The 25,746-nt window shown below is 62.3% G+C and carries 28 protein-coding genes and 1 tRNA gene; 7 read left to right on the top strand and 22 right to left on the bottom strand.

Translation table 11 applies throughout. The features are described 5' to 3' along the window. Nucleotides 1-30 precede the first annotated feature (30 nt). The gene (locus tag E6P07_RS06180) at nucleotides 31-1,308 is read right to left on the bottom strand and encodes a bifunctional O-acetylhomoserine aminocarboxypropyltransferase/cysteine synthase (protein ID WP_153974804.1); all 1,278 of its coding nucleotides are present in this window, start codon (nucleotides 1,306-1,308) and stop codon (nucleotides 31-33) included. A gap of 264 nt (nucleotides 1,309-1,572) precedes the next feature. On the opposite strand from E6P07_RS06180, the gene E6P07_RS06175 reads away from it, so the two are divergent. From E6P07_RS06175 to E6P07_RS06165, 3 genes are all read left to right on the top strand, one after another. After that, entirely contained in the window at nucleotides 1,573-2,031 is a 459-nt protein-coding gene (locus E6P07_RS06175; protein ID WP_153974803.1) for a tetratricopeptide repeat protein, read from the top strand. Between the two features lie 64 nt (nucleotides 2,032-2,095). Continuing rightward, nucleotides 2,096-2,182: transfer RNA gene (locus E6P07_RS06170), tRNA-Leu, on the top strand. An 80-nt stretch (nucleotides 2,183-2,262) separates the two neighbouring features. Then, nucleotides 2,263-2,958 (top strand): diacylglycerol/polyprenol kinase family protein, encoded by a 696-nt coding sequence (locus E6P07_RS06165; protein WP_153974802.1) that lies wholly within the window; start codon nucleotides 2,263-2,265, stop codon nucleotides 2,956-2,958. Nucleotides 2,959-2,975: 17 nt separating this feature from the next. On the opposite strand, the gene E6P07_RS06160 is transcribed toward E6P07_RS06165, so the two are convergent. The 5 genes from E6P07_RS06160 to E6P07_RS06140 form a co-directional block, all read right to left on the bottom strand. Next, nucleotides 2,976-3,848: an HDOD domain-containing protein gene (locus E6P07_RS06160; protein WP_153974801.1), complete on the bottom strand. Its 873-nt coding sequence runs from the start codon at nucleotides 3,846-3,848 to the stop codon at nucleotides 2,976-2,978. Nucleotides 3,849-3,896: 48 nt separating this feature from the next. Continuing rightward, nucleotides 3,897-5,117: an HDOD domain-containing protein gene (locus E6P07_RS06155; RefSeq protein ID WP_153974800.1), complete on the bottom strand. Its 1,221-nt coding sequence runs from the start codon at nucleotides 5,115-5,117 to the stop codon at nucleotides 3,897-3,899. Between the two features lie 284 nt (nucleotides 5,118-5,401). Next, on the bottom strand, nucleotides 5,402-6,196 hold the full coding sequence (locus tag E6P07_RS06150; protein ID WP_153974799.1) for a hypothetical protein: 795 nt from the start codon (nucleotides 6,194-6,196) through the stop codon (nucleotides 5,402-5,404). Between the two features lie 248 nt (nucleotides 6,197-6,444). Beyond that, entirely contained in the window at nucleotides 6,445-6,735 is a 291-nt protein-coding gene (locus E6P07_RS06145; protein WP_153974798.1) for a PilZ domain-containing protein, read from the bottom strand. 50 nt (nucleotides 6,736-6,785) lie between these two features. Then, a complete protein-coding gene (locus E6P07_RS06140; RefSeq protein WP_153974797.1) occupies nucleotides 6,786-7,106 on the bottom strand; it encodes a hypothetical protein in 321 nt (106 codons plus the stop codon). Between the two features lie 244 nt (nucleotides 7,107-7,350). Here E6P07_RS06140 and E6P07_RS13590 point away from each other — a divergent pair, with 244 nt between their 5' ends. After that, the gene (locus E6P07_RS13590) at nucleotides 7,351-7,563 is read left to right on the top strand and encodes a putative motility protein (protein ID WP_162008614.1); all 213 of its coding nucleotides are present in this window, start codon (nucleotides 7,351-7,353) and stop codon (nucleotides 7,561-7,563) included. An 18-nt stretch (nucleotides 7,564-7,581) separates the two neighbouring features. On the opposite strand, the gene E6P07_RS06130 is transcribed toward E6P07_RS13590, so the two are convergent. Next, the gene (locus E6P07_RS06130) at nucleotides 7,582-8,313 is read right to left on the bottom strand and encodes a putative metalloprotease CJM1_0395 family protein (protein WP_153974795.1); all 732 of its coding nucleotides are present in this window, start codon (nucleotides 8,311-8,313) and stop codon (nucleotides 7,582-7,584) included. Nucleotides 8,314-8,460: 147 nt separating this feature from the next. Beyond that, complete coding sequence (locus tag E6P07_RS06125) at nucleotides 8,461-10,266, bottom strand: AAA family ATPase (RefSeq protein ID WP_153974794.1); 1,806 nt, start codon at nucleotides 10,264-10,266, stop codon at nucleotides 8,461-8,463. A gap of 82 nt (nucleotides 10,267-10,348) precedes the next feature. Here E6P07_RS06125 and E6P07_RS06120 point away from each other — a divergent pair, with 82 nt between their 5' ends. Together E6P07_RS06120 and E6P07_RS06115 are read left to right on the top strand one after the other, a co-directional pair. Continuing rightward, the gene (locus E6P07_RS06120; protein WP_153974793.1) at nucleotides 10,349-10,966 is read left to right on the top strand and encodes a YfbR-like 5'-deoxynucleotidase; all 618 of its coding nucleotides are present in this window, start codon (nucleotides 10,349-10,351) and stop codon (nucleotides 10,964-10,966) included. Between the two features lie 78 nt (nucleotides 10,967-11,044). Beyond that, entirely contained in the window at nucleotides 11,045-12,613 is a 1,569-nt protein-coding gene (locus E6P07_RS06115; RefSeq protein ID WP_153976159.1) for a methyl-accepting chemotaxis protein, read from the top strand. 12 nt (nucleotides 12,614-12,625) lie between these two features. Here the strand turns inward: E6P07_RS06115 and E6P07_RS06110 are convergent, their stop codons facing one another. The 14 genes from E6P07_RS06110 to fliW all read right to left on the bottom strand — a co-directional run bounded on the left by E6P07_RS06110 (nucleotide 12,626) and on the right by fliW (nucleotide 25,029). Then, nucleotides 12,626-13,744, bottom strand: a complete 1,119-nt coding sequence (locus E6P07_RS06110; protein WP_153974792.1) for a protein-glutamate methylesterase/protein-glutamine glutaminase — start codon at nucleotides 13,742-13,744, stop codon at nucleotides 12,626-12,628. Between the two features lie 71 nt (nucleotides 13,745-13,815). Next, nucleotides 13,816-14,418: a chemotaxis protein CheD gene (locus tag E6P07_RS06105; protein ID WP_153974791.1), complete on the bottom strand. Its 603-nt coding sequence runs from the start codon at nucleotides 14,416-14,418 to the stop codon at nucleotides 13,816-13,818. Further along, on the bottom strand, nucleotides 14,415-15,287 hold the full coding sequence (locus tag E6P07_RS06100) for a CheR family methyltransferase (RefSeq protein ID WP_153974790.1): 873 nt from the start codon (nucleotides 15,285-15,287) through the stop codon (nucleotides 14,415-14,417). The genes E6P07_RS06105 and E6P07_RS06100 overlap by 4 nt, the downstream gene beginning before the upstream one ends. Next, the gene (locus tag E6P07_RS06095; protein WP_153974789.1) at nucleotides 15,274-15,831 is read right to left on the bottom strand and encodes a chemotaxis protein CheW; all 558 of its coding nucleotides are present in this window, start codon (nucleotides 15,829-15,831) and stop codon (nucleotides 15,274-15,276) included. Before E6P07_RS06095 ends, E6P07_RS06100 begins: the two co-directional genes overlap by 14 nt. Before the next feature lie 10 nt (nucleotides 15,832-15,841). After that, entirely contained in the window at nucleotides 15,842-17,893 is a 2,052-nt protein-coding gene (locus tag E6P07_RS13585) for a methyl-accepting chemotaxis protein (protein ID WP_246172957.1), read from the bottom strand. After that, complete coding sequence (locus tag E6P07_RS06090; protein WP_170286770.1) at nucleotides 17,835-19,412, bottom strand: chemotaxis protein CheA; 1,578 nt, start codon at nucleotides 19,410-19,412, stop codon at nucleotides 17,835-17,837. Before E6P07_RS06090 ends, E6P07_RS13585 begins: the two co-directional genes overlap by 59 nt. Next, nucleotides 19,409-19,729, bottom strand: a complete 321-nt coding sequence (locus tag E6P07_RS06085) for an STAS domain-containing protein (RefSeq protein WP_153974788.1) — start codon at nucleotides 19,727-19,729, stop codon at nucleotides 19,409-19,411. The genes E6P07_RS06090 and E6P07_RS06085 overlap by 4 nt, the downstream gene beginning before the upstream one ends. A 40-nt stretch (nucleotides 19,730-19,769) precedes the next feature. Continuing rightward, nucleotides 19,770-20,141, bottom strand: coding sequence for a response regulator (locus E6P07_RS06080; protein WP_153974787.1), 372 nt, complete (start codon nucleotides 20,139-20,141; stop codon nucleotides 19,770-19,772). 97 nt (nucleotides 20,142-20,238) lie between these two features. Next, nucleotides 20,239-21,300 carry a methyl-accepting chemotaxis protein gene (locus tag E6P07_RS06075; protein ID WP_246172956.1) on the bottom strand — a complete coding sequence of 354 codons (1,062 nt, stop codon included), beginning with the start codon at nucleotides 21,298-21,300 and terminating at the stop codon, nucleotides 20,239-20,241. A gap of 192 nt (nucleotides 21,301-21,492) precedes the next feature. Further along, nucleotides 21,493-22,668, bottom strand: a complete 1,176-nt coding sequence (locus E6P07_RS06070; RefSeq protein ID WP_153974786.1) for a DUF5610 domain-containing protein — start codon at nucleotides 22,666-22,668, stop codon at nucleotides 21,493-21,495. Nucleotides 22,669-22,736: 68 nt separating this feature from the next. Further along, complete coding sequence (gene rsmA, locus E6P07_RS06065) at nucleotides 22,737-23,534, bottom strand: 16S rRNA (adenine(1518)-N(6)/adenine(1519)-N(6))-dimethyltransferase RsmA (RefSeq protein ID WP_153974785.1); 798 nt, start codon at nucleotides 23,532-23,534, stop codon at nucleotides 22,737-22,739. A gap of 53 nt (nucleotides 23,535-23,587) precedes the next feature. Next, nucleotides 23,588-23,875, bottom strand: coding sequence for a DUF2934 domain-containing protein (locus tag E6P07_RS06060; protein WP_153974784.1), 288 nt, complete (start codon nucleotides 23,873-23,875; stop codon nucleotides 23,588-23,590). A 10-nt stretch (nucleotides 23,876-23,885) separates the two neighbouring features. After that, nucleotides 23,886-24,350: a rhodanese-like domain-containing protein gene (locus E6P07_RS06055; RefSeq protein ID WP_153974783.1), complete on the bottom strand. Its 465-nt coding sequence runs from the start codon at nucleotides 24,348-24,350 to the stop codon at nucleotides 23,886-23,888. A 253-nt stretch (nucleotides 24,351-24,603) separates the two neighbouring features. Beyond that, entirely contained in the window at nucleotides 24,604-25,029 is a 426-nt protein-coding gene (gene fliW / locus E6P07_RS06050) for a flagellar assembly protein FliW (RefSeq protein WP_153974782.1), read from the bottom strand. A 161-nt stretch (nucleotides 25,030-25,190) separates the two neighbouring features. Between fliW and E6P07_RS06045 the strand changes: the two genes are divergently transcribed. Then, nucleotides 25,191-25,739: an Lcl C-terminal domain-containing protein gene (locus E6P07_RS06045; RefSeq protein WP_153974781.1), complete on the top strand. Its 549-nt coding sequence runs from the start codon at nucleotides 25,191-25,193 to the stop codon at nucleotides 25,737-25,739. Nucleotides 25,740-25,746 lie beyond the last annotated feature (7 nt).

Below are 25,746 nucleotides of genomic sequence, written 5' to 3'. Positions count from 1 at the left end.
TCCTCTCCTATGTCCAAAGCGCGACGCGGCTCAGCCCGCCGTCGCGAGCGCCTGATCCAAATCGGCAATGATGTCGTCGACATGCTCGATACCGATCGAGAGTCTGACGAGATCCTCCGAAACGCCGGCGCGCGCCAGCTCATCGGGCGACAACTGGCGATGCGTGGTCGTCGCCGGATGACAGGCCAATGTCTTGGCATCGCCGATATTGACTAGTCTCACGACGAGCTTGAGCGCATCGATGAAACGTGCACCGGCCTCGCGTCCGCCCTGGATGCCGAACGACAGAATGGAACTTGCCTTTGCGCCATCCATGTATCTCTGGATCAGCGGATAATCCGGACTGTCCGGCAGTCCCGCATAACGCACCCAGGCCACCTGCGGATGCCCCTTGAGATAATTGGCGACAGCAAGCGCATTTTCGCAATGCCGGTCCATGCGCACCGGCAGCGTCTCGATGCCCTGCAGGATCAGGAAGCTGTTGAACGGCGAGATGGCCGCCCCCATGTTGCGCAAAGGTACAACGCGGGCGCGCGCGATATAGGCCCCCTGCCCCATCGTCTCGGTATAGATCACGCCATGGTAAGAGACGTCCGGCTCGGTGAGCAGCGAGAAGCGCTCGGCGTGTTCGGCCCAGGGGAAGCGTCCCGAGTCAACCAGAATGCCGCCGATGCTGGTGCCATGTCCACCCATGTATTTGGTGAGCGCGTGGACCACGATATCGGCGCCATGTTCAAACGGTCGGCATAGATAGGGGGTAGGCACGGTATTGTCGACGATCAGCGGCAGGCCATGGGCGTGCGCCATGTCGGCTAGGGCGGCAATATCTGCGACGTTTCCCGCCGGATTGCCAATGGATTCGCAAAAGACGGCCCGAGTGCCCGCATCGATCTGCGCGGCCATGCCTTCGATGTCGTTGGGCGCGGCGAAACGGACCTGGATCCCCAGACGTGGCAGGGTGTGTGCGAAGAGATTATAGGTGCCGCCATAGAGCGTCGAGACGGCGACGATGTTATCACCCGCCTGGGCCAAGGTCAGGATCGCCGTGGTTATGGCCGACATGCCCGAGGCCAGGGCCAGGGCACCCACTCCCCCTTCAAAGGCCGCCACACGCCGTTCGAGCACCTCTGTGGTTGGGTTCATGATGCGCGTATAGATATTGCCAGCCACCTTGAGGTCGAACAGATCCGCGCCATGCTGGGTGTCGTCGAAGGCGTAGCTGGTGGTTTGATAGATCGGCGTAGCCACCGCTTTGGTGGTTGGGTCGGGCTCAAAACCAGCGTGGATGGCCAGAGTTTCAAGCTTCATGGATGCTCCCTGGGTGGATTGGGTGAGTCGCGGTAATCAGAATTTTCAATAATAGTCATTTTGCCTTCCCTAGAGGCTTAGGCTAACTGATAGTCGGCCTGTCGTGCCTCTGGAGAGGACGGCGCTGGCCGCACCCGCAAGGCTTAGGACGTCAGCGTCACTCCTGTTTGGGGTGTAGACACTGAGTCAGTCTGATGGAACGGCCAATCCACACCGCCGGTATGCATTGCACACTCGCCGACCATAACTGAGGTTCAGTCTCCAATGAGCGAAGAATCCAACCCAATCGACATGGACCTGGTGAGCGGTATAGCCGCCTTCGAGTCCAAGCAATTCTCTCGCGCCGTGGGGCTGCTGGCTCCATTGGCCGAGCAAGGCAATGTTGAGGCTCAGTATCGCATGGCCATCATGGCCCAAAACGGTCTTGGCATGCTCCCCAATCCACTCATGGCCTACAGCTATATGAAGAGTGCGGCCAAGGCTGGACTCGGTCTCGCGCAACATGGCCTCGGCTTCATGTACATGGAAGGTGAATGCACCGATAAAAACCCCGCCAAGGCGGTCGAATGGTTCAGGAAGGCGGCCGACCAAGGTCTCATCGGCTCCTTGACCACATTGGCGATGATGTACGAAAAAGGGTACGGCGTAGAGCAGGATCTGGAAGAGGCAAAACGCCTCTATAAACGAGCTGGATTCGACGAACGCGCAACGACCTTGTCGTAGGTTCGACCTCCAGAGAGGCCGATCCCACTGATGTCTTAGATTTGTTATAATCACCTCTAACGCCGCCGGGGTGGCGAAATTGGTAGACGCATCAGACTCAAAATCTGACGGGGGCGACCCCATGCCGGTTCGAGTCCGGCCCTCGGTACCATAATTAAGACAAGGGGTTAGGTTGAAGGGCCTAGCCCCTTTTGTTTGAGGGCGGCTCGCCGAGCCCTTACAAGATTTCACATGACCCTTAACCCACAGCCCCATTCTCAGCTCTACTGGGCCGCCGGCCTGAGCCTCTATGTCCTGGCAGTGCTGTTCTTGACGCGCCTGCCCTATCAGGCCATGGTGCGGCACGGTCTAGAGCCAATCCGGGCCGTTTACTACAATCGCAAGATCGTGCACATGCTGGCCGGCGGTGTCGGTTCACTGGCCGTGCCGCTGGTATTCGTCAATCCCTGGTTTCCGCTGGTCAGCGGCTTGCTCCTGACGCTCCTGACCAACCTGGCCCATGTCACCGGGATGCGTTTCTATTGGTTCCAGACCGACGATAACCGCAACGACGTCAAGTTCGCGCTCATGTGGTCGATTTCGGTCGCGACGCTGTGGTGGATCCTGGATGATCCCTGGCTAGCGATCCTGCCGGCGCTCTATATGGCCTTCGGCGACGGCGTGACCGGGATCGTGCGCAATGCCTTCATCCGCAAGCGCTCAAAGAATCCGATCGGCAGTGTCTTCATGTTCATCATCAGCGCGCCCATAGGCTGGATCATCGGCGGCATGGCGCAACCGCCGATTCCGGTGTGGGGGCTGATCTCGGCGGCGGTCGCCACGCTGGTCGAGCGCTATGAATTCGGTCCCATCGACGACAATATCCTGATCACCGTCGCGGCCTCGGCGGTGCTGTTGTTTGGGGTTTACTGGGGGCCGCTGTTATGACGGTCGGGTTAGTCACCCTACTCGGCCAGCTTCGGATTGCGCAATGCTTCGACGGCGAGGATCTGGTACTGTGCCTGCTCGACCAATTCCATGAGCCGTTCAGTACGCAGATCGAGGCTTGCCAGAATCTTAGGCTCGATCGGCGGGGCATCGAGCAGATCCCTGGAGTCGAGCTCGGCCAGATGGGCAATGCTATTGGCCACATGCACCAGGGACACGGCGAGGGCATGTGCCTCGGGCGCGGCAAGCGGGTCGTGATGATAGCGGATACAGGCTACCAGACTCTCGGGCAGCCCCCAGTGCTCGGCCAGAGCGCCGCCGAGCTGGGCGTGATCGAAGCCGAGCACGGCGCGCTCAGCCTCCGGCGGCGACAGGGTATCCAGCGCCCCCAGCGAATTCAGGAATGCCTGATGCTCGGCCTGGGGCTCTTGGGTAAAGAGCAAGAGCTGTCCCAGATCGTGAAGCAAGCCGCCGATGAAGACCGATCCGGCCAGACGGGGCGCGACCTGCTCGGCCAGCAAGCGCGCGATGACGGCGCAATAGGATGAATGGCGCCAGAAGACCTCGAGCGGCAGCATGTCCTGGTTCGGCAGATGATCCGCCGCCTGGGTGACGGCACCCGTAATCACCAGCCGGCGCAGGTGCTCACGCCCCAGCAGCATGAGGGCACGCTCGACCGAATCGACCGTGCGCGCGGGCGCAAAGGCCGGGCTATTGGCCAACCGTAGCAGGATGGCCACCAAGGCCGGATCCTGTTCCAGCTGCCGGGCAATCTCTGATTGACGGCTGTTCGGATCGTCCAGGAGACGCAGCACCTCCCCGACCACGCGCGGGATCGCCAGTAATTGCCCCCTTCCCTTGACCAGCCTGTCGATGGTTGCTCCAGACACACCGCCCCCTACGCCAAGACTTCAATCGTGACACAATCCGTCATACCGTCATAGATTGAACATGGACTTGAGATTATTGAGCAGCCGCTCGCTACCGGCCAGCTCGGAGATCGGCTCACCCGCTGCCGGCGGGGTCAGGCCCAGCACCGCGAACGCGGGCACCGAAGCTGCGTCAGGGACCTCGCGTCCTTCGCTGTTCAGCGCCGCCCAGCGGGCTAGGATGGCAATGCTGGCATAATCCGGCTCATCGGCCTGATAGCCCCAATCACCATAGTGCTCGGCGGCCCTCACCAGATCTTCACCGAGCCCCCAGTAGTTGATCACCAGCACGCCCGTGATACTCGCCAACTTGGCAACGAGTGACTGGACCTGAGCGAGCGTCTGCCCCTGCCCGCGCGTTTCGACGAATTGGATGATGGGCACGGCACCGATCCCGGCGATGAGTCCAGCGAGCAGCGCACGCTCACGGTCGAGCCGATGCGCGACCTCGGCAATCACGTAGCTGTAGGCCGAACAAAGTACGCTCTCGGCCCAAGACTCCTGCATCGCCGCGCGGGTGACTTCGTTCTTGGCGCGGAAGGCCTGACGCAGCGCCAAGTTGACAGCCAGCATCCGGGTATTGCGGAACCCCAGACGTACCACGGCCTCGCGGATGGTCTTGATCTCCTTGGCGGCGCGGAACAACGGGCTGTTCGTCGCATGCAGTAGGGCACCAGCGATGGTGCCGTCACGCTGGATGATCTCAGTCAGGGCGTCGATGCCGGCGTCCGGGTCGTTGGTCAGCTCCTGGATCTTGAGCGCGACCTCGGGACGTGCCGGCAGGACGAGCTGGTTGTTATTGATCAGATGATAGAGTTCGGCCAGGAAATCGCCCTCGGCTGCATCGAGCTCGATGTCACTGACCTCGGTGCCGGTGGAGAGCACGGCCTTGAATACGTCGGCTGGAATCCGCAGGAACAGACAGGGGGTTTCGGTCACCAGGCAGGCGTCAGGCGCCAGTGTCTCCCCCATGAGATCGATCGGTTCACTGAGCCCCCGAAACGCCTGGAGCCGCTCGATGACGCCGTTCTCGAGACGCGCCACATGGCCATCGACCAGAAACAGTCGATCCGGCCTCTGATCGGTCAGTCGCATACGGTGCTTGAGCGAATACTCCTCAAGCCGGCACTGTGCGGCGAGCCGACCGCGATCCTCTTCGCTGAGATCGCGCGTCAGTTCGATCTCGGACAGGATCGAAAATGCCTCCAATGTTTTGGGTGTCTGCTGCATAACAGATGGATTCCTGAAGAACAAAGGGATCAGGCAACACCTAACTTAGTCTAGCAGCATCAACACCCCCCATGACATACCTTGACGATCCGTTCGTCGTTTTTTATCCATTGCGTCGTAAAACTAAAACCCCGTCTTTCAGGGCAGGGATACCCAAGGAGACGCTGAATCAATCGCGGCTCAAACTGCTCCCATAAAATCAATGGGTTGAGCGACTTTAGCCGCGAACAGAATCAATCAGACTTTCATTAAGGCGGGGAAACAGGTACAGGGTTGGGGTGATCTCAAGCCAGATCATGATAGCCGAGCATCAGGTCGGACGCCTCGCCCTGACTGCCATCGCTACGAGTAAAGCGCCCAGTCTGGGCCACGCGATCATAGGCATTGAGCGCAAGGTTGATGTTCCGATAGCCGAGTTCGATCGACTTGACCCCGGCCTCCTTGAGCGTGCGACTGGTCTGCGAACCATCGACATTCAACTGCACTAAACGCAGATGCTCGAAGACCCCATCTTGGGCGTCGATGCGCCCATCGCCATTGATGTCGTGACGCGCCAGCTCAGCAAATCCATGCGCGGCCCCGTTTTGATCGCCAAAGAGTTCGCGACCATCGTCGATGCGCCCATTGGCATTCCAGTCGAGCGCCAGGAACCAGGAATCTCCCGTCACTGTGCTCATGCGTTCGAGCCGACCATCGCCGTCGAGGTCGAAATCGACACCAGCGGAAAGACCCGTGGTTGTGAGGCCCCGTCCGCCCAGATCGAGTACCAATGGATCGGCAGTCTGAACTTGTACCCCCTCGGAGGACTGGATATTGAGTTCAAGCCGCTGGGCATTCGCACCAGCCATCGACGTCATGAATGCCGCCTCGCCTGCCAGCACAGAGATCTCAAGGCGCTGGGTCGAGACGGCCTGGACCTCGAAGGATTCGGCCAGAGAAGCAGACTGGATGGACGACGCATCGATCTGATCACTCGGCATCGCTTCGGAAGCCAGTTCCTGTCGTACCGCCTTCGACTCATCGACATCATCGAGCCCGAAGGCGCGGCGCAAGATCTGATAATCCTGATCCTGTTCCATTCGTTCCTTGACTTGCTCAGACAAAGTCAGGCTGTCGGAACCCGAATCGGTTTGGCTGACGAAAGGGGGGGGCGGCGCCGCCGAGACCGGTGTGGTCAACTGTAACTCAGTGTTGTGCGTTGCGTTGGCGCGGTGTGAGATCCGGGTCGTTGAAAGCGCAAGCGTAGCATGGGAGACTGCTGTCACTAACATCGCTTTGACCTCGTTGAAATTCGCCTCAAGCTGGAATCCTGCCTCGACATCCTTACTCATGAGGGTGTCTCATCGAAGCGGACGGCGATCCCCGCCTCGGTGTGTCGCACCACGATGGCATCGACCATGGGGGACACATCGTCTCCGCCCAGTGGATCCGAGACCCGTATCCGTACCCTGGAACCGACCGGCGGCCAATCACCCTGGCCATTCATCTTGAGCGACAGACCACCATTGCTTAGATCATTGGTCCACACCACGCACATGGATCGATCGGAACGATGTAACTCGACCCTAACCTCAACTGGAAGGCGCGGATGCTGACGCCTTTCGTTATTGTTGATCATCGGTTAGCCATTTACTTTATGTGTCGTAACGCGCATCAGGGCACATTCGATCATCCATCGAGCCTTGGATTCGCCAAATTCTGCAGTGTCCAGAATTGAATACCCCGCAGGAAGCCAGGCTCGACTTGACTCACCAACGTGACCGGACGCCCCCCGGCATCGCGTTCAAGGATCCAGTCATCGGGGAGCGAGTCGAGCAGATGAAATTTGGAAATACGCCCATTCTCGAGTTGACACAGCCGAGTCTCGCCGGTTTCGAGATGCCGGAACGCCGGCAGAAAACCGCTGATCAGGGCGCTGGAGTCAAGACGGCGAACCTCAGCGCGAGGTTCGCGCGCGGGGCTTGAAGAGCAGACTGGGTCGAGTAACATGGCGCCCATCTCCTGAGGGATGCACTCTGGTTAACGACACTCGGATACAAAACTTGAGTCTCAAGCACCCCCGACATTCGGGGAACCCAACCCGAACGCTGGACGTCCAATGCCTAAAGTGAGGTCTGAATCGCAAACGGCCTCAAACATCTGTTCTATCCTGTCATTGAAGCCCATCTATTTCGGGACGGATTGGAATCACCGAAAATCAGGCTGGACACTCAAACAACACGAGGTTCAAGCGATGGATATCTCCTCCACTTTGGGTCTGGCAAGTTACGTCTATACGCCCTCCAGCAACAAGACCGAGACCAGCGCCAGTCTTGTGATGCTGAACAAGGCCAACGAGATGCAGGCAGACTCAGCCAAAAAGATGATTCAAAGCGTCACCGAAACCGCATCGTCCTCGCGAGCGCTTCCCGATCATATCGGCCGCACCATCAATGTAACGGCCTAGTCCGCCTGCCGGTCCGGACTAGGCCAGCCGATGCAGTCCGGTCTCAACCGCAGCGGTGTAAAACAGGGCCCCGGTCCGTTGCGCCAGGCGTTCCTGTCCTCCCGACAGACGCGGGCTTGACTGTGTCGTTGAACCTGACCGCTCTTCGCTCGCCGGGGACTTGGCTTTAGCCGCTTCAGAGGATGCCGGCGCACGGTCGGGAGTGCCCGCGTTCATCACCGCCTCATATTCCCTGATCTGACGATCCCGGATCTCCTGCTGTGCCCGCGCCTCCATGGCACGCGCCGAGGCCGCAACGCGCATGTCCTGAGCCGATGGCTCGGCCGGCGCCATGGCGGCGCGAATGATGGCACGGGCCTTTTGGAGGTTGCCCTCGGGGTCGCTCGCCTTCATCGAGGTGTCGATCCCGACCTCGCCGCCTATGGCATAGCGTTTACCGTCTGGGCCGGTCTGATAGGAATAACTCGGACCACTGGTGATATGGCCACCGCCGGCGGCGATATGCGCCAACTCGTGGGCACGGACCTCGGCATCGCGCTGCTTGAGCTGCTCGATGACCCGTAGGTCGTCGTCCGAGAGTGGCTCGCCATTCACGTCCTTGGTAGCCAAGGGGTCGTCCTCCCTGGTCGCGCGCTCGGACGCAATCTCGCTCGCTTGCTCAATGGCCCGCGGATCCTCGACCGGTTCGCCGTAGGCAGCCTCCCGGGAACCAGACGCAGACACCCCACCGCTGTCATCGATCCAGCGCATCGGAGAGGGAGGGGAGGAACGGATAAGTGAATGGATCTCCACCTGAAAGCGACCTTAGAGCACCAGGCTTTCTACTTCTAGTCTAGTCGATAGGCGCGCCGAAGGTGGATGACAACAGGCCGATTCTGTAAACCAGGTATCTGGTTATCAGGGAAGGCTGTCGCGGATCGAGCCGATGGTGCGGATCCAGGGACCATTGTTGCGCACGGACGCGGGAAGCCTGGGCAACTCACGTGCCGCTTGGGTGCGGTTCGGGAAACTCCCGAGCACAGCGATCACATAGGAGCGTGTCTGGATATAGTGCACCCCTTCCAGGGCCTGCGGATCGAGCACACGGCGCGCCGTCTGAAGATCGCGCGCCGCCACGAGCTGGATGGTGAAGCGTTCTGGATCCTGACGCATCAGCCAGGCGAGATCCTCGGCCCAGACATCAGGCGATGCCTCGGAAGCGAGCGACGTCTCGCTGGTCGCAATCCCCTCGTTCGGAGTCGCCTGGGACTTGGAGGCACCGTCATCCGGTTCGGACGCATCAGCAACAGCGGCACTCGTGCTGTCCGATACAGGCGTTGCTTCTGCCTGAGCCGGCTCGGGGGCGAGCGATTGCGACTCGGGCTTGGCTGCCTCCTGTGCTGCATCATGTCGCTCGGAGGCTGCCTGAGCGATCGGCTTGGATCGCTCTCGTAGCGACGTCGACGGCTTGGAGTCGATCATGAGCTGCCAGAGCACGGGGGCCGCAATGGCCAGCAAGACAAAGACCAGGATGAGCGGGATAAACCAGGGACGGTTCCAGTACGGCGTCTTGGGTTTTGGCGCCGCTGCCTTGATCTGCTCTCGGGTAGCCGCTTTGGGTTCGGGCACACTGGGGTCCCAGGGTTGATGCTGACGCACGCGCTGGAGGATCTGCTCGAACTCGCTCTGAGCCAGGGCTGTGGGTACCTCACCGCCGATCAAAAAGTCCGAGAGTTGAGGCTCTCTAGGGGGGGACGGCGCGGGCGCGGATGAAGCGGATGGCACAGAGGTATCGGGTTTGAGCTCCAGGAATTCCTCAGACAACTCCAGGCGTTCCGCCAGCAGATCGGGTTCGGTGAAAGGTTCCGGGGGGCGCCGTGCTTCGGCGCCGACCTGAGACTGGATCGTGCCTGCCGCCTTTGCTGTAGTCGAGCGCCCGCCCAGTGAGTTTCTCAGGTCGCCGCCCTCCAGACTCTTACAGCGACGCGCCAGCCAGGCGTTGGCCTGGGCATTGAGCGCCGCCGGCAATCCCTTCGCACTGCCCTGCAACACCGCGATGTCACCTCGGGTCAACAGGCTATCCGGGTCCTCCAGACCCGCGACACGCAGACGATGACGCAGATAGGCCCCCGCCTGTTCGAGGTTGAATGGCCGCAGATTCAGGCGCACGACCTGCGCGTCGTCGAGCAGATCGGGCAACGGCAGGCGTTCGCGACTCAGTGACGGATCGCCGACGAGGATCAGCCGCATCCCCTGCCCGCCCGCTTCCAGCACGGTCGCGCGCAGCCGCACCAGTTTGACCAGGCCCTCGCGGCCGAGCAGATGCGCATCGTCAATCGCTAGTACCAGGCGTGCCTGAGCGCGCGCGCGTTCGGCCAGCAGCTCGGCCACGGGGCGGTTAGGATTGTCGAATCCACCGCGGCGCAGATGGGCGCGAATGGTCACATCAACAGCATCGAAGGGGATATTTGGCCGACTGCGGAAGGCAATCAACTCATACGAACCCTCAAGGACACCGAGCAGGCGCATCAACTGGACGCTACGCCCCGAGCCGTCTGGCCCGGCCAGGACGACAACTGCACCCGGCGCCCCAATTGCGCGCGCAGCGGTCTCGACTAGACTTTCCAGCAAGGGGTCGCTGTAGAGAAAATCCTCGCTGGCGAGGGTGTCGAATGGTGCCTGGCGTAGTTTGAGCCGGGCCAGGCAATCTGAATCCAGTGACATGATGCCGGTTGCCGATGGAGGGCCGCTTGGCCCGTGACTGGTCTGCGTGGATAAATATTCAGGACAAGGAGCTATTTTCAGTATGCGCGATCTCAGGCTCAACATGCAGGACATCGCCCGTTCAGGCCATGTCACGCGTTGGCATTCGGTGCGCTGTGCGCGCAACCAGACGCTCGCCGAACACCATTATCTCGTCGCCATGATCGCACGCGAGCTGCTGCGACGTCTGTTCGGCCCAGACCTTTCAGCCGAGACACGCCTGCGGGTACTCGAATATGCACTCATCCATGATACGCCCGAATTGCTGATGGGCGACCTGCCCTCCCCCCTCAAGCAGCGGATTGCCGAGATCGCCGGTGAGCGCAACCCAATCACACGCATCGAAGGGGAACTTTCACCCGAGCTGATCGAGTATCGACGTGCCCTCGCCGGTTCGCCCTTGGCCGAGATCGTCAAGATCGCCGACCTCATGGATGCCTGTCTCTTTATCCGCGAGGAAGGGATCGGTCGGCATGCGGCACTCGTCGCCGACAAATGCGAGGCCCTGTTGCGCCAGCGGATCCAAGACGCCAGCGCCCGGTTTCCCGAGCTGAATTGGGATCAAGTTCTCAGTCTCTATGCCCATCTCAGGGGTGAAACCGGCCCAGACAATCGTGTATTGTTCGAGCAGACCCAGACCGAATGCCTCAGGAAGGAATAACAACCCGAACGATGGGAGGAGTGGACTGTGCTACGACGTATCAATGACCTGCCGATCTGGATCCGCCTTGTCGGCGCCATGTGGATCATCCTGTTCCCCGCCTGGACCGGGCTCATCCTCTGGGCGGCAAACGAGCAGCGTCAGACCGCCATCGACCAGGCGCAGGTCTTCGCGGATACGCTGCACGAGATGACCTTGGCCGGACTCACCACCCTGATGATCACTGGGACCATCAATCAACGCGCCGCCTTCCTGGATCAGATCGTCGAACTGGCCAATGTCCAGGATCTGCGGGTGCTACGCGGCGAGAACGTCATCAAACAATTCGGCCCCGGAACCGAGCACGAACGCCCGCGCGACGAGATCGAGCGCCGCGTCCTGGAGACCGGCGAGCCTTACCTTGAACTCTCACCCGACGGCCAGAGCCTCCACGCCGTGAAACCTGCCTTTGCCCGCGAGAACTATCTCGGCAAAAACTGCACGAGTTGCCATGCACTGGCGCCGCGCGACTCGGTACTCGGGGCCGTGAGCATGCGGATCGATCTCACAGAGGTGAACCGCTCGGTCACCCTCTTTGCCATCAAGATCTTTTCCATGGCGGTCGCCCTGAGCCTGCCGGTCCTGGTGTTTTTGTATTTCTTCACGCGCGGCTTCGTTACCCGCCCGCTCCAACAGATGACCCAGGGGCTGGATGCGATCGCCAAGGGTGAGGGCGACCTGAACCGGCGCCTCCCTGTCCATGGACGGGACGAGATCGGGCGCGCCAGCACCGCCTTCAACGCCATGATGGACAACTTCCGCGATCTCATCGCCCGGATCCTCGAGTCGACGCGCCAGCTGGCCCAGGCCGCCCGGAACCTGGCGAGCGCCACCGAACAGGCCAATGCTGGGATCGATCAGCAGCGCCATGAGGTTGAGCAGCTCGCCTCGGCCATGAACGAGATGAGCGCCACCGCCCAGGAGGTCGCGCGCAGTGCCCAGAACGGCGCCGATACCACGCGCATCGCCCGGGAGGCTGCCGACTCGGGTAAGGAAATCGTCTACGGCACCATGTCGCGGATCGAACAGCTGGCCCAGGAGATCCAGAATGCCTCAGAGGTCATTCGCGACCTGGGACAGGACAGTCAGGAGATCGGCAAGATCCTGGACGTGATCCGCGGTGTGGCCGAGCAGACCAATCTGTTGGCGCTCAACGCCGCCATCGAGGCGGCACGCGCCGGCGAGGCCGGACGCGGGTTTGCCGTGGTGGCCGATGAGGTGCGTTCACTGGCCAATCGGACCCAGACCTCGACCCAAGAGATCCAGACCATGATCGAGCGACTCCAGCAGGCGAGCCGTCGCGCCGTATCTGTGATGGAAGACAGCCGCAAGCACGCCGAGGACAGCCGCAGTCGTGCCCTGGAGGCCGGGCAGGCGCTTGATGCCATCGCCACCGCCGTCACCACGCTTAATGACGTCAACACCCAGGTCGCCAGCTCGGCCGAGGAACAAAGCATGGTGGCCGAAGAGATGAACCGCAATGTGACCAGTATCTCGGACGCCGCCGAGGGTAATGCACGGATCGCGCTCCAGACTACAGAGGCGTCCGAGCAGCTTGCTCGGTTGGCCGCCGAGTTGCAGGAGCTGGTCGGGCACTTCCGGGTCTGAGCGCAGACGCACTCATCCGGGACCGGAGGTCCCCTGTAGGCGCTTGTAGGCCAGGCGGGTCGGCGCCTGGGCGACGATCTCGGGGATGGCGGAGAGGCTGACTACGGCATCCACCGCACCGAGTTTGACCGCCTCCTTGGGCATCCCATAGACGACACAGCTCTGCTCGTCCTGGGCGATGGTCAGGGCGCCGGCCTGGTGCATCTCCAGCAGCCCGCGCGCGCCGTCGTCGCCCATTCCGGTCATGATGATGCCGACCGCATTGGGTCCGGCCGCCTGGGCGGTGGAGCGAAAGAGCACATCGACCGAGGGGCGATGGCGGCTGACCAGGGGTCCGCCCCTGACCTCGACCCGATACTGGGCGCCGCTGCGGCGCAATAGCAGATGATCCGTGCCGGGCGCGATCAGGGCCAGTCCGGGGATGACGCGGTCGCCAGGGCGTGCCTCGCGCACCTCGATCGGGCAGAGCTGATTGAGGCGTGCGGCAAAGGCGGCGGTGAACTGACCTGGCATGTGCTGGACGATGACGATCCCGGGGGTGGTCCGCGGCAGACGGGTGAGCACATATTCGAGCGCCTGGGTGCCTCCGGTCGAGGTGCCGATGGCCACCACGCGCTCGGTCAGGCCGGCGATCGGGGTCGCGCTGCGCTCGGCGAGCACCGCATCGGCCGAGAGTTTCGGTGTGGGCGTCATGACTGGTTTGGCACGCAACTCAACTGAGACCTGATCCAGGCGTGCCTGAGCCGCGGCCTTGACGGCATCACCGAGTAGGGTCTTGGAATCTTCCAGGAACTGGCGCAGCCCAATCTTGGGCTTGGCGATGATGTCCACGGCGCCGGCACTGAGCGCCTGCAAGGTGATTGCGGCACCCTGCTCGGTCAGGGTCGAGCAGATGATGACCGGGGTCGGGCGCTCGGCCATGAGCTGGCGCAGAAAGGTCAGGCCGTCCATGCGCGGCATCTCGATGTCGAGCACGATGACATCCGGCCATTGTGTTTCCATTAGCTTGCGCGCAAACAGCGGATCGCGTGCAGCGCCCATGACTTTGAGGCCGGGTATAGAAGAAAGTTGTTCGGTGAGCACCTGGCGAACGACGGCCGAGTCGTCCACGATCAACACATTGATAGTCATCTCTCACCCACGGGTTCGCTTCCACCGCGCCGCACAGCCCCCTGGGCCGTTTGACCCCAGGTGCACGGCGGTCAAAAGAACTCCGCCGGCGCACCCGGCGGCCTATCCGTCGTGGCGTTTTGCAGATAGTGCTGCTCGTCGCTCAGGATCCGCTCTATCCTGGCACGCGGGATCCGGCGCAAGAACACCGAATAATCCCCACCGTAGAAATGGATCTGGCGTCCATGCCGTCCACCGAGATCCTGAGCGACCAGGGGGATCCCGTCGTCCTTTAGGAACTGACGCACGAACTTCAGGTTGGCCTCGCCGATATTGAAGCGATCCTGTCGCGCGTCCTTGGCCTCGTACAGGACATTGGCACCGCCGAAGGCCTTGGCGCGCAGCCGCTCGCGGTGTGCGCCATGCTTGAGCAGGTCGTTGATGAGCAACTCCATCGCCCAGACGCCATAGCGTCCAGCCTCTGTAGCCAGCACCGGCTCGCGGCTGGCCGGATTGCGCATCGGCAGCAGGAAATGATTCATGCCCATCAGGCGCGCGACCGGATCGAACAGACAGACCGAGACGCACGAACCCAGCAAGGTCGTCAGGATCACCGGCTCGCTGGTGACCCTGTATTCGCCGGGTTGCACCAGATGACGCTTGATCCCTTTCGCCGGGATTGACTCCGGACTCATGGTGCACCTCGGCGCGTGCTCGGACGCTGAAAGATCGAGGGACGGATCATGACAAGCGGGGTATCAATCCCATGCAGCGATTCGACGTGACTGATGAACAACCAACCGCCGGGACGCAGCGACTCGAATATCAGGTCGATGACGCGCTGCTTGGTCGGCAGATCGAAATAGATCAACACGTTGCGCAGAAAAATGATGTCGAAGCGCTCACCCTCGCGGCGCGATTGCAGCAGGTTGTGCTGTTCCAGTCTCACCCGCGATTTGAGTCTGGGGTCGATCAGGAGCTTGCCCGCCTGGGTGCGTACACCCTTAAGACAGTAGCGCTCCAACCAATGGCGCGGCAGGTGGCGGGCGCGTTCAAGCGGGTAAATGCCCTGGCGCGCCTGCTCCAGCACCCGCTGGCTGATGTCGGTACCGAGGACACGCCAATCGCCCATCCCCAGGGCGTCGCTCAAGACCATGGCCAGGGTGTAGACCTCCTCCCCAGTCGAGCAGGCCGCACTCCACAACCGCAACTCACGTCCGCGATAGTCCGGCAGGACATGCTCGCGCAGATAGTCGAAGTGCGCCGGCTCGCGATAGAAGTAGGTCTCGTTGGTGGTCAGCAGATCGATCAGATGTTGGCGTTCAGGTTCGTGCCCGGGCGCAAAGACATGGTCGAGATAGGCAGCGAAGCTAGGAAGCCCCAGCTGACGCAAGCGCGGTTGGAGGCGGGCACTGACCATCTGGCGCTTGTGCGGTGCCAGACAGATGCCAGTCTGCTCGTGGATGAAACGACGCAACCGCTCGAATTCGCGCTCCTTGAGCGGTACGACATCCGGTGGCTGCATCACACAGGCGCGGGCGCGCGATCCTTCAGGATTCGCCATCCGTGCCGCCTGCGGGCGTCTCCTGACTGAATCGACGCAGGGCGGCCAGCTCCTGCATGGACAACACATGATCGACGCTGAGGATGATGACGAAGATGTCCTCGACCCGCCCCATGGCCTCGATGAAGTCGGTACGGATCTCGGAGCCGAACTCGGGCGGCGGTTTGATGTCTTCGCGCGCGATCTCAAGGATGTCCTTGACCTCATCGACCAGCATCCCGAGCACATGGGACTCGTCGCCGGCATGGACCTCGACCAGCACGATGCAACTGCGCTTGGTCGGGGTAATCGGGCCGCGTCCCAGGCGCGCCCCGAGATCGATCACCGGAACGACATTGCCGCGCAGATTGATCACGCCGCGGATATAGTCCGGGGTCATGGGCACGCGGGTGATGGCCGGGGTCTCGATGATCTCTTTGACGGCGTCGATCGACATGGCCAGCCGCTCGTCGGACACGGTGAAGATCAGATACTGGGTGACTTCGTCGCTGGACTCGGTATGAGCGGCGGTGCTCGCGCGGTTACTCAGAACCAACTCGCCCATGATCCCACCCTCAGAAGCGTTCGAAGTCCTGGTGGTCGAAGGTCTCGAGCGCCACGGTATCGACTGGCTCCGACCGCCCTCGCCCCCCTGCCGGCGCTGGCGCCGGCCTTCGGCTCGCGGGTCGCGACCCCCCCGTCCCCAACCGGAAAAAGCCCATGGTCTCTTGCAATTGGCCGGCCTGGCCGCTGAGTTCCTCGGCCGTCGCCGCCAGCTCCTCCGAGGCCGAGGCGTTCTGCTGAGTCGCCTTGTCGAGCTGATTCATCGCCTCGTTGATCTGCGCAATCCCTGCCGCTTGCTCGTTGGAGGCTGCCGTGATCTCCTCCACCAGGTCCGCGGTCTTGACGATATTGGGCACCATCTGTTCCAAGAGCCTCCCGGCCTCCTCGGCGATCGCCACGCTGTTGGTGGCCAACTGGTTGATCTCCTGGGCGGTCAGGCCACTATTCTCGGCCAGCTTGCGCACCTCGGCAGCGACCACTGTAAAGCCCTTGCCGTGTTCACCCGCCCGTGCTGCCTCGATGGCGGCGTTGAGGGCGAGCAGGTTGGTCTTGTAGGCGATGTCCTCGATCAGCCCGATCTTGCTTGCGATCTCCTTCATCGCCGCCACCGTGCGTGCCACCGCTTCACCGCCGCGACGCGCCTCCTCAGCCGAGCTCCTGGCGATGCCATTCGTCACACGCGCGTTCTCGGTGTTCTGCTGCACCGAGGCATTGAGCTGCTCGATGCTCGCCGTGGTCTCCTCCACGCTTGCCGCCTGCTCGGTCGCACCCTGACTGAGCGCCTGCGCCGTCGAACTGACCTGGCTCGAGGCGCTGCTCAGATTGTCGGCACCGGCTCGGACCTCGCTGACCACCTGGCGCAGGCGCTCAACCATGGCGGACATGTCTTTATAGACACCGCGCAACCTGGTCTGATCGAAGTCGATGGCGAGATTGCCGGCCGCGACCTGTTTGGTCACCTCGGCGATCACGCCCGGATCATGGCCCAACTGCGCCATGACGCTGCGGATGATCAGCCAGGCGATCAGGACGCCGAGCAGGACAGCGAACAGCGACAATACTGAGATGATGACCACGGCGCGGGCATTGGCCGCCTGCACCTTGGGGCCAAGCTCATTCTGCTCGGCGAGGTATTGGTGTCTGACCTCTTGGAGCAGACTGGCAAACTTCGGACCCAAGGCATCGAGCGTCGTGGTGACGATCTCATTCTGTTCGAGGATGGTCTTGACCAGGAGCTCGAACTGGCCCCGATAGTCGTTCTGACCCCGCAGCGCGGTCTCGAATCGGCGGCGTTGCTCGGGATTGGTCAATCCCCGGTCGAGCTGGGTGAGCCTCTCCTGTAACCCGGCCCACTCCTGACGCACGCGCTCGACATGCGACATGGCGTTGTTATCGACGAAGTAACGCACATAGATGCGCGCAATCAGCAGATGACGCAGCGCCAGGGTCGCTTGGGTCGCCATCTCCAGGTCCTGAGTGCGATTGGCCTGGTCCCAGATCTCGGTGAGGGCCTGTTCGACCTCGCCCCCGGTCTTAGGCATCTCGAGATTGACCAGCCGATTGCGTTCGCGAAGCAAGCCGATGACCCGTTCGACACCCTTGGCGTAGCTGTCGATATGCTCCTGAGCCGTGTGCAAGAGTTTGAGCCGTTCGGCGTTTTTAACCTCGGCGATGAGGGTGGCCAGACCCTCTGTGGTCGCCTTGATGCCCCTGGCCGGGCGACGATCACGCTGCCCCTCGGCGATGGCCGCCAACTCCGCGACATCCAGGATCAAGGCGATATCGCCCGTACCCAGGATGGTGGCACCGGCCACACCGCGCAGTCGCTCAAAGACCTTGCCGAGCGGTTTGATGACGGTCTGTAGCTCGCCGAGCAACCGATCCACCACCAGCCCCATCTTGTGATGACCGAAGCGCACCACCACCAGGCTTTCGCGCCGACCGGTGTGCCGCTCTGGGCCAGCGTTCTCGAACAGTTCGGTCAAACGGATGAAGGGCAGCACCTCACCGCGCAGATTGATGTAGTGTCCGCCCTGGTGTCGCCTGCTGTGTTCGGCGTCCATCGAGTCCGGCACCGTCGTCGGCGATCTCGACCACGATATGGCCCGAATCGTGATGGGCATTGATGCGCACCCGGCCCTGAGCCGGCTTGCCGCGTGCGCGCCGCACCTCGGGCGTCTCGATACCGTGGTCAACGGCGTTGCGGATCAGATGGGTCAGCGGGTCGATCAGCTTCTCGACCACAGTCTTGTCGAGCTCGGTCTCGCCGCCAGTAATGACCAGCTCGATCTCCTTGCCGAGCTCGCGACTGGCATCGCGGACCACGCGCTTGAAACGCGACAGCGACTCGCCGATCGGCACCATGCGCAGCTGGAGGGCATTGTCGCGGATCTCGGAGACCAGATACTCGACGCCATCGACCACCTCGTTGATATCCTCGATCCCGGCACGCTTGATGAGGACCCGGATCGCGGCGCTGCTGGTGACCAGCTCACCGATCAGGTCGATCAGATGCCCCAGGCGCTGGGCATCGACCCGGATGAAGCGCGTCTCCTCCTGACGCCGGGTCCGTGCGGCCTCCTGGGTACGTACCGCCTGCTCGACCACCGCCGGCTTGACGACCCCCTGTTCCACCAGGATCTCTCCCAGACGGCGGCGCCTGGATTCGGTCTCGGCCTCGGCCAGTTGCGTCTCCAGGGCGCGCTGGAGCTCGCGTTGGGTCAGGGCACCGATCTGGACCAAGAGGTCGCCGATCCAGCCGATCTGATCGTCGGGCACGTCTGCGAGCAGATCCAGGTATTTCGACTGGGCCGTATCGGGTTCGAGAATCCGGATCTCGCAGTCTTGATCGGCGAACTCGAACACCCCGGCCAGGGTCGCCCGATCGGCCTCGCCGCGAAAGCCGATGCCAAACTCGAGATAGCAGCTCTCGGGGTCAAAGCCACCCTCGCGCAGCGCCTCGGGGTCGAGCTGGGTGGTCACATAGACCAGCTCGCCGAGCGACCCCAGATAGCGCAGGAAGGACAGCGGATCGATGCCGTTGCGAAAGGCGTCGCGCTTGAACCTGAGCGTGATCATCCAGAGGTCGCTGGTGACCGGCAGCTGGCTGGCCTCCGCCGCGCGGTGTGCCTGCTGACCCGGGTCTAGGCGGATCCCGCCACCAGCGGCGGCCTCCGCCCCCTTGCCAGAGGCCGGCCCGAGCCGTGCCAGCAAGGCCGCGCCGGCGTCCGCGAGCTCTGGATCGAGCGGTGCATCCGGTGCAGACCCCGTGGTGACGGCATCGACGAGCCGTGTGGTGTGGTCGCGACACTCAAGCAGGGTCGCGATCAGCGGCCGGGTCAAGGGTATCTGGCCCGAGCGCGCCTGCTCCATCAGGGTCTCGACGGCATGGGTGAAGGCGACGATGGCCTCATAGCCGAACACACCGGCAGTGCCCTTGATGGTATGCATGGCCCGGAAGACCTCATTGAGCGCCTCGGGATCTGCAGGGTCGTCCTCCAGGGTCAAGAGCGCCTCTTCCATGGAGTGGAGCAGCTCAGCGACCTCGGTGAGAAAGGCCTGATGGGCCGTATCCAGGCTCATGCGCCGCCCCCCGCCGCCGCGTCGGCGGCATCGAGGTCGAACCTGTTATGGAGCTGAAGCAGCTCGATGACCCTGCGCACCGCTGGGTTCGGCGCGACCAGATGCAGCGCACTGCCGCGGGCGCGCGCCGTCTCGCGCAGCCACAGCAGGAGCTGCAACCCGGCCCCATCGAGCTCGGTGACCTCGGACAGGTCCAACGCCAAGACGGGATGCTCGGCCAAGGGGGCGCGCAGGCGTGTCAGGATCTCGGCAACGGTATAGATGGTCAGCTCACCGGTCAGTCGCAGTTGATCGGGGCAGTCTGGTTGGGCGTCCATCTTCAAGCTCCTGGATTCGAGTGCCTAAACAACCCGCCGCTCAGGGCAATATCAGCTTGGATACGGCATCCAGCAGCATCGGCGGCTGGAAGGGCTTGACCAGCCAGGCCTTGGCCCCGGCTGCACGCGCGGCCTCCTTTTTCTCGGGCTGACTCTCGGTGGTCAGCATCAGGATCGGCGTAAACCTGTAATTGGGCAGCTTCTTGATCTCGCTGACCAGGGTGATGCCATCCATGTTGGGCATGTTTACGTCACTGATGATGAGATGCACCTTGATGGTCCCATCCAGCTTGGCCAGGGCATCACGCCCGTCGCAGGCCTCGATCACCTCATAGCCTGCGCCCCTGAGCGCAATCCCCACCACACTGCGAAAGGAGGCTGAATCATCGACCACCATGATCGTCTTCGCCATGCCTGATTTCCTCTCAGAAGAACGTCAACTCAGAGATGCTCGCCGACCTCGAGGTCAGGGGGCCGCCATGATGCAGGGTGTGTTCCTCGAGGGTGCTTTAGGAGTCGAGCATCCGGGCCAGGAGTCCGTCGATCTCTAGGAGATCGCGTTCCTGTTCGCTCAGGTCATGCTGGGCTGTGGTCCGCAGACGCTCGCTCAGGCGTTCCAATGCCTCGCAGACATGCGCCAACACCTGACTGGTGCGGTCCTGGAACTGGAGATCCACCAGCGAGGCGGTGATGCGGGTACGGATATCGGCGCCCAGGGCGCGCAGACGCTGCGCCTCGGCGTCGAGGGCGGCGGCGGTCTGATGCAAACGATCCATGACCGCCTCGACCTTGCGCTCGGACTCGCGCACCATCTCATCGGCGCTTGATATCGAGGATTTAACCATCGATTGGGTTTGGGCCAGCGAGCGCGCTAGCTCCTCAACCTTGGCGCTGATGCGCGCGCCCGTGTTGGCCGATGAACCGGCCAGCTTGCGCACCTCGTCGGCGACGACTGCGAAACCGCGTCCCTGCTCACCGGCGCGCGCCGCCTCGATCGCGGCATTGAGCGCCAGGAGATTGATCTGCTCGGCGACCGATCGCACGTCCTGGGCCATCTGGCGCATCTGCTCACCAAAGCCGGTCAGATGATCGACCTGCTCGATCATGGACGACTCACGATGCAGGATGGACTCGAAGTCGGCGATCACCTCTTTTAGGGTCGCACGGCTCTGCTCGAACTGGCGGAGGACGGCCTGATCCTGGGGGTCGTCCGACTGAGTGGTCGCGATCACCGCCTCCAGGTCGCTGACGAGGGCGCTGAAGGAATGCGACAACTGAGTGATGCTCTGCTCGGTGAGCTGACGCGCGTGTTCGATGTGGCGCACCAAGATGGGGAAGAGCTCGATGGCCAGACGCTCGAAGGCGTGCTCCCAGGCCTGGAGCTGGCGCGTCTGGTAATCGATCTGGAGCCCGGCCTCGGCCCTGACCCTGGCGAGTTCGGCCTGATGGGCACGCCCCTGGGCGAGCGCCAGCAGGCTGGCGAGCCCAGGCAGCAGTACCGCCAGCCCCCAGGCCAGGGGGGCGGTATGCTCGAGGACCAGGATCGCGCCGGCGGCCAAGATCCCCAGCAAGACCAGCCCCAGGAGGATCGGGCCCCAAGCGCAAGCGATGGTGATGATTGATCAGGCACGCCTTGACCCCCTTGATGTGGACACAATCGCCCCCTCTAACTCAGGGGGTAGCGATTGGGTCCAAGCTGTTCGGTTTTAGGGGGCGATTCTAAGGGGTTTGGCGCTGAGCTGAATACTGCCTTGTATCAATATTTAGTTGGATTGCTCCGGCGTGAGCGAGCCGAGTAGACGTTGCACGTATTCTAGATAGCGCGTCTGTTGATCGGCATCTGCGTTCTGGAAACGGCCATCTTGCTCGACGAGCCCTTTCAGGAGTTGCCCCACCGTCTGATCGGGCCGACTGAGGAAACCGAGTTCTGGACGCTCGGCGGTCTCACGCAGCTCGCGCATCATGTGACCGAGACGACGCCCCGCGTTCTGGATCGATTCGGGTTGTTCGAGACGTTGGGTGCCTTCATAGATTCGGGCCGCACTGTAGCTCTCGGAGCGACTCAGGGTCAGGTTCATGGAGGCGAGCTGGGAGGGATCGAAGCGGACATCCGGTGCCTGCTCGAAGGCCTTCTGTACATCACCACCGAAGAAGTCATTGGCCAGCCTGCCCACGTCCTGGACCAGTTTCTGGATGGCCTTGAGTTCGTCCTCGCTCAGGTCGCCCTTCACGCTGAACTGATAACCGGTGCTCTCGGATCGGCTGATGTCCAAGACGGACGCGCTGTTGCCCTCGCCATCCTGTGAGAAGCCAAAACGCCCCTGGGTCTCGAGGTTGCGGCTAAAGCTGATCTCGACCTCATCGCCCTCGCGCGTCTTGAGCCTGAGGCTGAAGTCCTCGGCTTTTTGATAACGATCGGCGACGGCCAGACCAGAGATCGCGGCTGTCGGCGGCGCGTTCTTTGGTTCGGCCCTGGCCAGGGCCGGCGACAGCTTGGCCAAGCCCTCGAAGGTCAGCTTTTCGGTCGCCTCGACCTGCTCGGCGACCTTGCCCTCGAGGACCCTGAGGTTGGAGAGGATCTCCTTGGCCTCCTTGAAGCCCTGCTCGGCCCCCCTGACCGCGCTCTCATAGAGCGACTGGATCTCTTCCTCGGACTTGCCACGGGCGCGGGCATTCTCCAGTCCCAGGGCGACGAAGCGGGTGATCCGGTCTGCGACCTTTTCAGGGGTGTATTCGTTGGGATCGAGCTTTTTCAGTCCGGCCACATCCATGCCCGGGATCTCGCGGGCGATGGCACTGAGTGCCTTGTCCTGAAGGCTGGAGAGCGCTCCGGCTGGTTCACGCAGAGACGGAGATCCAGCCTGCGCGCCGACCTGGGTATGCGACTTGAGGGTCAGAGTATTGGCGACGAGCGACGAAAACTGGGCTTGAATGCTCATGGGAGCGGCTCCTGCGCACATTGGGCATACCCCCCTTAACGGCAGATGCGCGGTCGGCTTGAATGTGCTCAACCAGGAAGAGCGGCGACCAGATTGGCCAGTCGCGCATAATCAGCGACATCGAGCTCTTCGGCGCGACACCTAGGATCGATACCGGCCGCTTCGAGCAGTGACGGGGCAACGACCCCGGACAGACTGTTACGCAGGGTCTTGCGGCGCTGACCGAAGGCGGCGGCGACGATCCGTTCGTGGATGATGGGATCGTCGATGGGATACGGGAGCGGTCGCAACGGACGCAGACGCAGAAAGGCCGATTCGACCTTGGGGGCCGGCGTGAAGGCGCCTGGGCCGATGCGAAACAGATTCGTGGCCTGACAGCGGCTCTGAATCATGACCGAGAGCCTTCCATAGCGCTTGTCGCCTGGCGCGGCCACGATACGGTCGACGACCTCTCTTTGCAGCATCAGGTGCAGATCCTGGAGCACCTCGATCTGGTCGAGGAAATGGAACAGCAGTGGGGTCGAGATGTTGTAGGGCAGATTGCCAACGAGCCGCAGTGAGGCCGTGCCCCTGGGATCCACGAGTGTGCGCAGGTCGAAGTCGAGCGCATCGGCGTGGTGGATGCGCAGCTCGCCCAGACCGCCCAGCCGCCGTCGCAGCGGCTCGATGAGATCGCGATCGAGTTCGATGACGTCGAGCGCACCGGCCCGGGTCAAGAGCCCCAGGGTGATGGCGCCCTGCCCCGGCCCGATCTCGACCAGACGCTCGCCCGGTCGGGCGTCGATGGCGGCCTGGATGCGGTCGATGATGACCGGATCGTGCAGAAAGTTCTGACCGAAGCGCTTGCGGGCACGATGATGTTCCATGAGGTCGTTGACATCCTCCCCGGTCTGAAGGCCGAGGCTCGTCGCGCAACGGGTCAAGGCTGGGCGGTCTCTGTGGGATCGGGCTGTACGTGCGTCGCGCCCGCGCCGGCGCCCCCTTGGAGCCTCAGGGCATTGCGGATGAGTCGCGCGCGCGTTGCATCATCCATGGGTCCCGTCAGCTGGCGCGCGGCGAGCATGGCGTCGATCGCCCGCTCGGCCGCCAACCAATCGGCCTCGGCCCCACCGGGCGCAAAACCGCGCCGTTCGGCCAGGTAATAGGCCGCGACCGCGATCATCGCATGGCGCTCGGCAGGCGTCGGTGGGGCATCGCGATCGGACATGGGCGCAGATTCAGGCTGGGCGGCGCTGCTCCGGGCGCAGTCGCGGGGTGAAATAATCGTCGGCGGCCTCGAGATCGACCTCCCGACCCTCGCCGTCGACCAGCGGCTGCTCGTAGTCCTTCCAGCCACGCAGTCCGGTCTTGAGCGAAGCAACATTGGTATAACCGAGCACGTTCAGCGAATGCGCCGCCAGCACGCTGCGATAGCCCGAGCGGCAGACGACCACGATCTCGCGCTCGCGGGCCTGGACCAGCTCGGGGACCGTTTCTTCATAGTCCCACTCACAGGCCGATTCCAGGATGCCGCGAGGTACATTGATCGAGCCTGGGATGTGCATGGCCGCGAACTCTTCGGGTTCACGCACATCGACGATCAGCAGATCCGGATTGGCCTGGAGACGCTCTTCCAGATCCCAGGGCATGAGCTCACGCACCTCGGTCAGACAATGCTTGATGAGTTCTAGGAAATTCTTCACAGTCGATCTTGCCCCGCTAGGGAAACGCTGAATAAATCGCGTGCCTCTCAATCGCGGCTGAAGCCGCTCCTACAAAATCAATGGGTTACGGGAGAAGGTTTTATCACGAATGGAATAAATCAGCGTATCCCTAGGCATTGGAGACGCGGGACGCCACTCCTGGAGCGTCCCGTCTCGCCTGGAGGCAGAGTATCGCTGGAGCAGATGAGCGAGACATTCGAAATCCGCAACTTAAGGCCCGAATCCGAGCACTTCAATTCGAAATGCTGAGCTCGACGCGCGGATTTGCGATGATCTTCTGCATGCCCACCCCCTTGACGACATTGATCAGGATGGGTCCGCCAATGTTGGCGTTGAGCCCAGACACACCGCTGGCGGCGTTCTCGTCCTTCCAGAGCATGAGCAGCACCAATACCTGCGCGGGATCCTCGGCCTGGAGCAAGGACTGCTCCGCGTCGTCGAGTTCGAGCACATAATTGAGCGAGTAGAGTCTCGGGTCGACCAGCGTGAACTCGATCTCGGCGTCGTCTTGGGCGCGCAGTCGGTAGACGCGCCCGGATTCGGTGTCGGAATAGGCTAAACGATAGTTCTTCAGATGCTCGAATCCCGGAATGCCAGTGGGAAAGACGATGGTGCTTGGGACATCCGGCTCGGTGGTCATGGCAGTCTGCTGGTTCATAGTCCTTAGCTCCTGGTTCAGGCCGATGTTTGAGGATGTTGAGTGAGACGAGAGTATGCCGGAAACCTCGGCGAACGTGCGTTACTTGAGGATACAAGAGCCGAGGGGTCACCCTAAGATTCCGGTGCCGATCCTAACCCGAATTCAAGCGGCTTGCGATCATGCGCTACTCGACACCCATCGCCCTGTTCATCGTCCTCCTGGCTCCAATTGCGCCCTGGGCACAGGAATCTGCACCGATTCCTGCGGCGACAGACGCCTGCCTGAAGGGCGAGGTCGAAACCACCCCCTCGTCCGAGTTCGTCGTGCTGGAAGGCGGTGCCGTGGTGCGACACGAGCGCACGGGTCTCGAATGGCAGCGCTGCGCGCTCGGGCAAAGTTGGAACGCCGAATCCAATGTCTGCGCCGGGCGCCCGACCAGTCATACCTGGACAAAGGCCATGCAGTTGGCTGCCAAGGCACAGGACGGTTGGCGACTGCCGACCGGCGAGGAGCTCCTGACCATCGTCGAAAAATGTCATGATGGCCCGGCGATCAATCCACAGGTCTTTCCGAACACACCTTCGGCGCTGTTCTGGTCGTCTTCGATCGACACCGGGGGGCTGGAGCGCGCCTGGTCGGTGAGCTTTTTCAGCGGCCAGTCTTTCCGGATCGGAAAGTCACAGAACGGGCGCGTGCGCTGGGTGCGCGGCACCCTGAGACAACCTTGAGCGACGC

Origin of the sequence: Thermochromatium tepidum ATCC 43061 (assembly GCF_009664085.1) — a bacterium.
GTDB lineage: Bacteria > Pseudomonadota > Gammaproteobacteria > Chromatiales > Chromatiaceae > Thermochromatium > Thermochromatium tepidum.
This window is presented reverse-complemented; position numbering and strand designations above follow the sequence as displayed.

What these genes read in the sequence shown, in the direction of transcription:
- E6P07_RS06180 (WP_153974804.1), bottom strand. Translation starts at nt 1,308, where the DNA reads ATGAAGCTTGAAACTCTGGCCATCCACGCTGGTTTTGAGCCCGACCCA.
- E6P07_RS06175 (WP_153974803.1), top strand. Translation starts at nt 1,573, where the DNA reads ATGAGCGAAGAATCCAACCCAATCGACATGGACCTGGTGAGCGGTATA.
- E6P07_RS06165 (WP_153974802.1), top strand. Translation starts at nt 2,263, where the DNA reads ATGACCCTTAACCCACAGCCCCATTCTCAGCTCTACTGGGCCGCCGGC.
- E6P07_RS06155 (WP_153974800.1), bottom strand. Translation starts at nt 5,117, where the DNA reads ATGCAGCAGACACCCAAAACATTGGAGGCATTTTCGATCCTGTCCGAG.
- E6P07_RS06150 (WP_153974799.1), bottom strand. Translation starts at nt 6,196, where the DNA reads ATGGAACAGGATCAGGATTATCAGATCTTGCGCCGCGCCTTCGGGCTC.
- E6P07_RS06145 (WP_153974798.1), bottom strand. Translation starts at nt 6,735, where the DNA reads ATGATCAACAATAACGAAAGGCGTCAGCATCCGCGCCTTCCAGTTGAG.
- E6P07_RS06140 (WP_153974797.1), bottom strand. Translation starts at nt 7,106, where the DNA reads ATGTTACTCGACCCAGTCTGCTCTTCAAGCCCCGCGCGCGAACCTCGC.
- E6P07_RS13590 (WP_162008614.1), top strand. Translation starts at nt 7,351, where the DNA reads ATGGATATCTCCTCCACTTTGGGTCTGGCAAGTTACGTCTATACGCCC.
- E6P07_RS06130 (WP_153974795.1), bottom strand. Translation starts at nt 8,313, where the DNA reads ATGCGCTGGATCGATGACAGCGGTGGGGTGTCTGCGTCTGGTTCCCGG.
- E6P07_RS06125 (WP_153974794.1), bottom strand. Translation starts at nt 10,266, where the DNA reads ATGTCACTGGATTCAGATTGCCTGGCCCGGCTCAAACTACGCCAGGCA.
- E6P07_RS06120 (WP_153974793.1), top strand. Translation starts at nt 10,349, where the DNA reads ATGCGCGATCTCAGGCTCAACATGCAGGACATCGCCCGTTCAGGCCAT.
- E6P07_RS06115 (WP_153976159.1), top strand. Translation starts at nt 11,045, where the DNA reads ATGTGGATCATCCTGTTCCCCGCCTGGACCGGGCTCATCCTCTGGGCG.
- E6P07_RS06110 (WP_153974792.1), bottom strand. Translation starts at nt 13,744, where the DNA reads ATGACTATCAATGTGTTGATCGTGGACGACTCGGCCGTCGTTCGCCAG.
- E6P07_RS06105 (WP_153974791.1), bottom strand. Translation starts at nt 14,418, where the DNA reads ATGAGTCCGGAGTCAATCCCGGCGAAAGGGATCAAGCGTCATCTGGTG.
- E6P07_RS06100 (WP_153974790.1), bottom strand. Translation starts at nt 15,287, where the DNA reads ATGGCGAATCCTGAAGGATCGCGCGCCCGCGCCTGTGTGATGCAGCCA.
- E6P07_RS06095 (WP_153974789.1), bottom strand. Translation starts at nt 15,831, where the DNA reads ATGGGCGAGTTGGTTCTGAGTAACCGCGCGAGCACCGCCGCTCATACC.
- E6P07_RS13585 (WP_246172957.1), bottom strand. Translation starts at nt 17,893, where the DNA reads ATGGACGCCGAACACAGCAGGCGACACCAGGGCGGACACTACATCAAT.
- E6P07_RS06090 (WP_170286770.1), bottom strand. Translation starts at nt 19,412, where the DNA reads ATGAGCCTGGATACGGCCCATCAGGCCTTTCTCACCGAGGTCGCTGAG.
- E6P07_RS06085 (WP_153974788.1), bottom strand. Translation starts at nt 19,729, where the DNA reads ATGGACGCCCAACCAGACTGCCCCGATCAACTGCGACTGACCGGTGAG.
- E6P07_RS06080 (WP_153974787.1), bottom strand. Translation starts at nt 20,141, where the DNA reads ATGGCGAAGACGATCATGGTGGTCGATGATTCAGCCTCCTTTCGCAGT.
- E6P07_RS06070 (WP_153974786.1), bottom strand. Translation starts at nt 22,668, where the DNA reads ATGAGCATTCAAGCCCAGTTTTCGTCGCTCGTCGCCAATACTCTGACC.
- rsmA (WP_153974785.1), bottom strand. Translation starts at nt 23,534, where the DNA reads ATGGAACATCATCGTGCCCGCAAGCGCTTCGGTCAGAACTTTCTGCAC.
- E6P07_RS06060 (WP_153974784.1), bottom strand. Translation starts at nt 23,875, where the DNA reads ATGTCCGATCGCGATGCCCCACCGACGCCTGCCGAGCGCCATGCGATG.
- fliW (WP_153974782.1), bottom strand. Translation starts at nt 25,029, where the DNA reads ATGAACCAGCAGACTGCCATGACCACCGAGCCGGATGTCCCAAGCACC.
- E6P07_RS06045 (WP_153974781.1), top strand. Translation starts at nt 25,191, where the DNA reads ATGCGCTACTCGACACCCATCGCCCTGTTCATCGTCCTCCTGGCTCCA.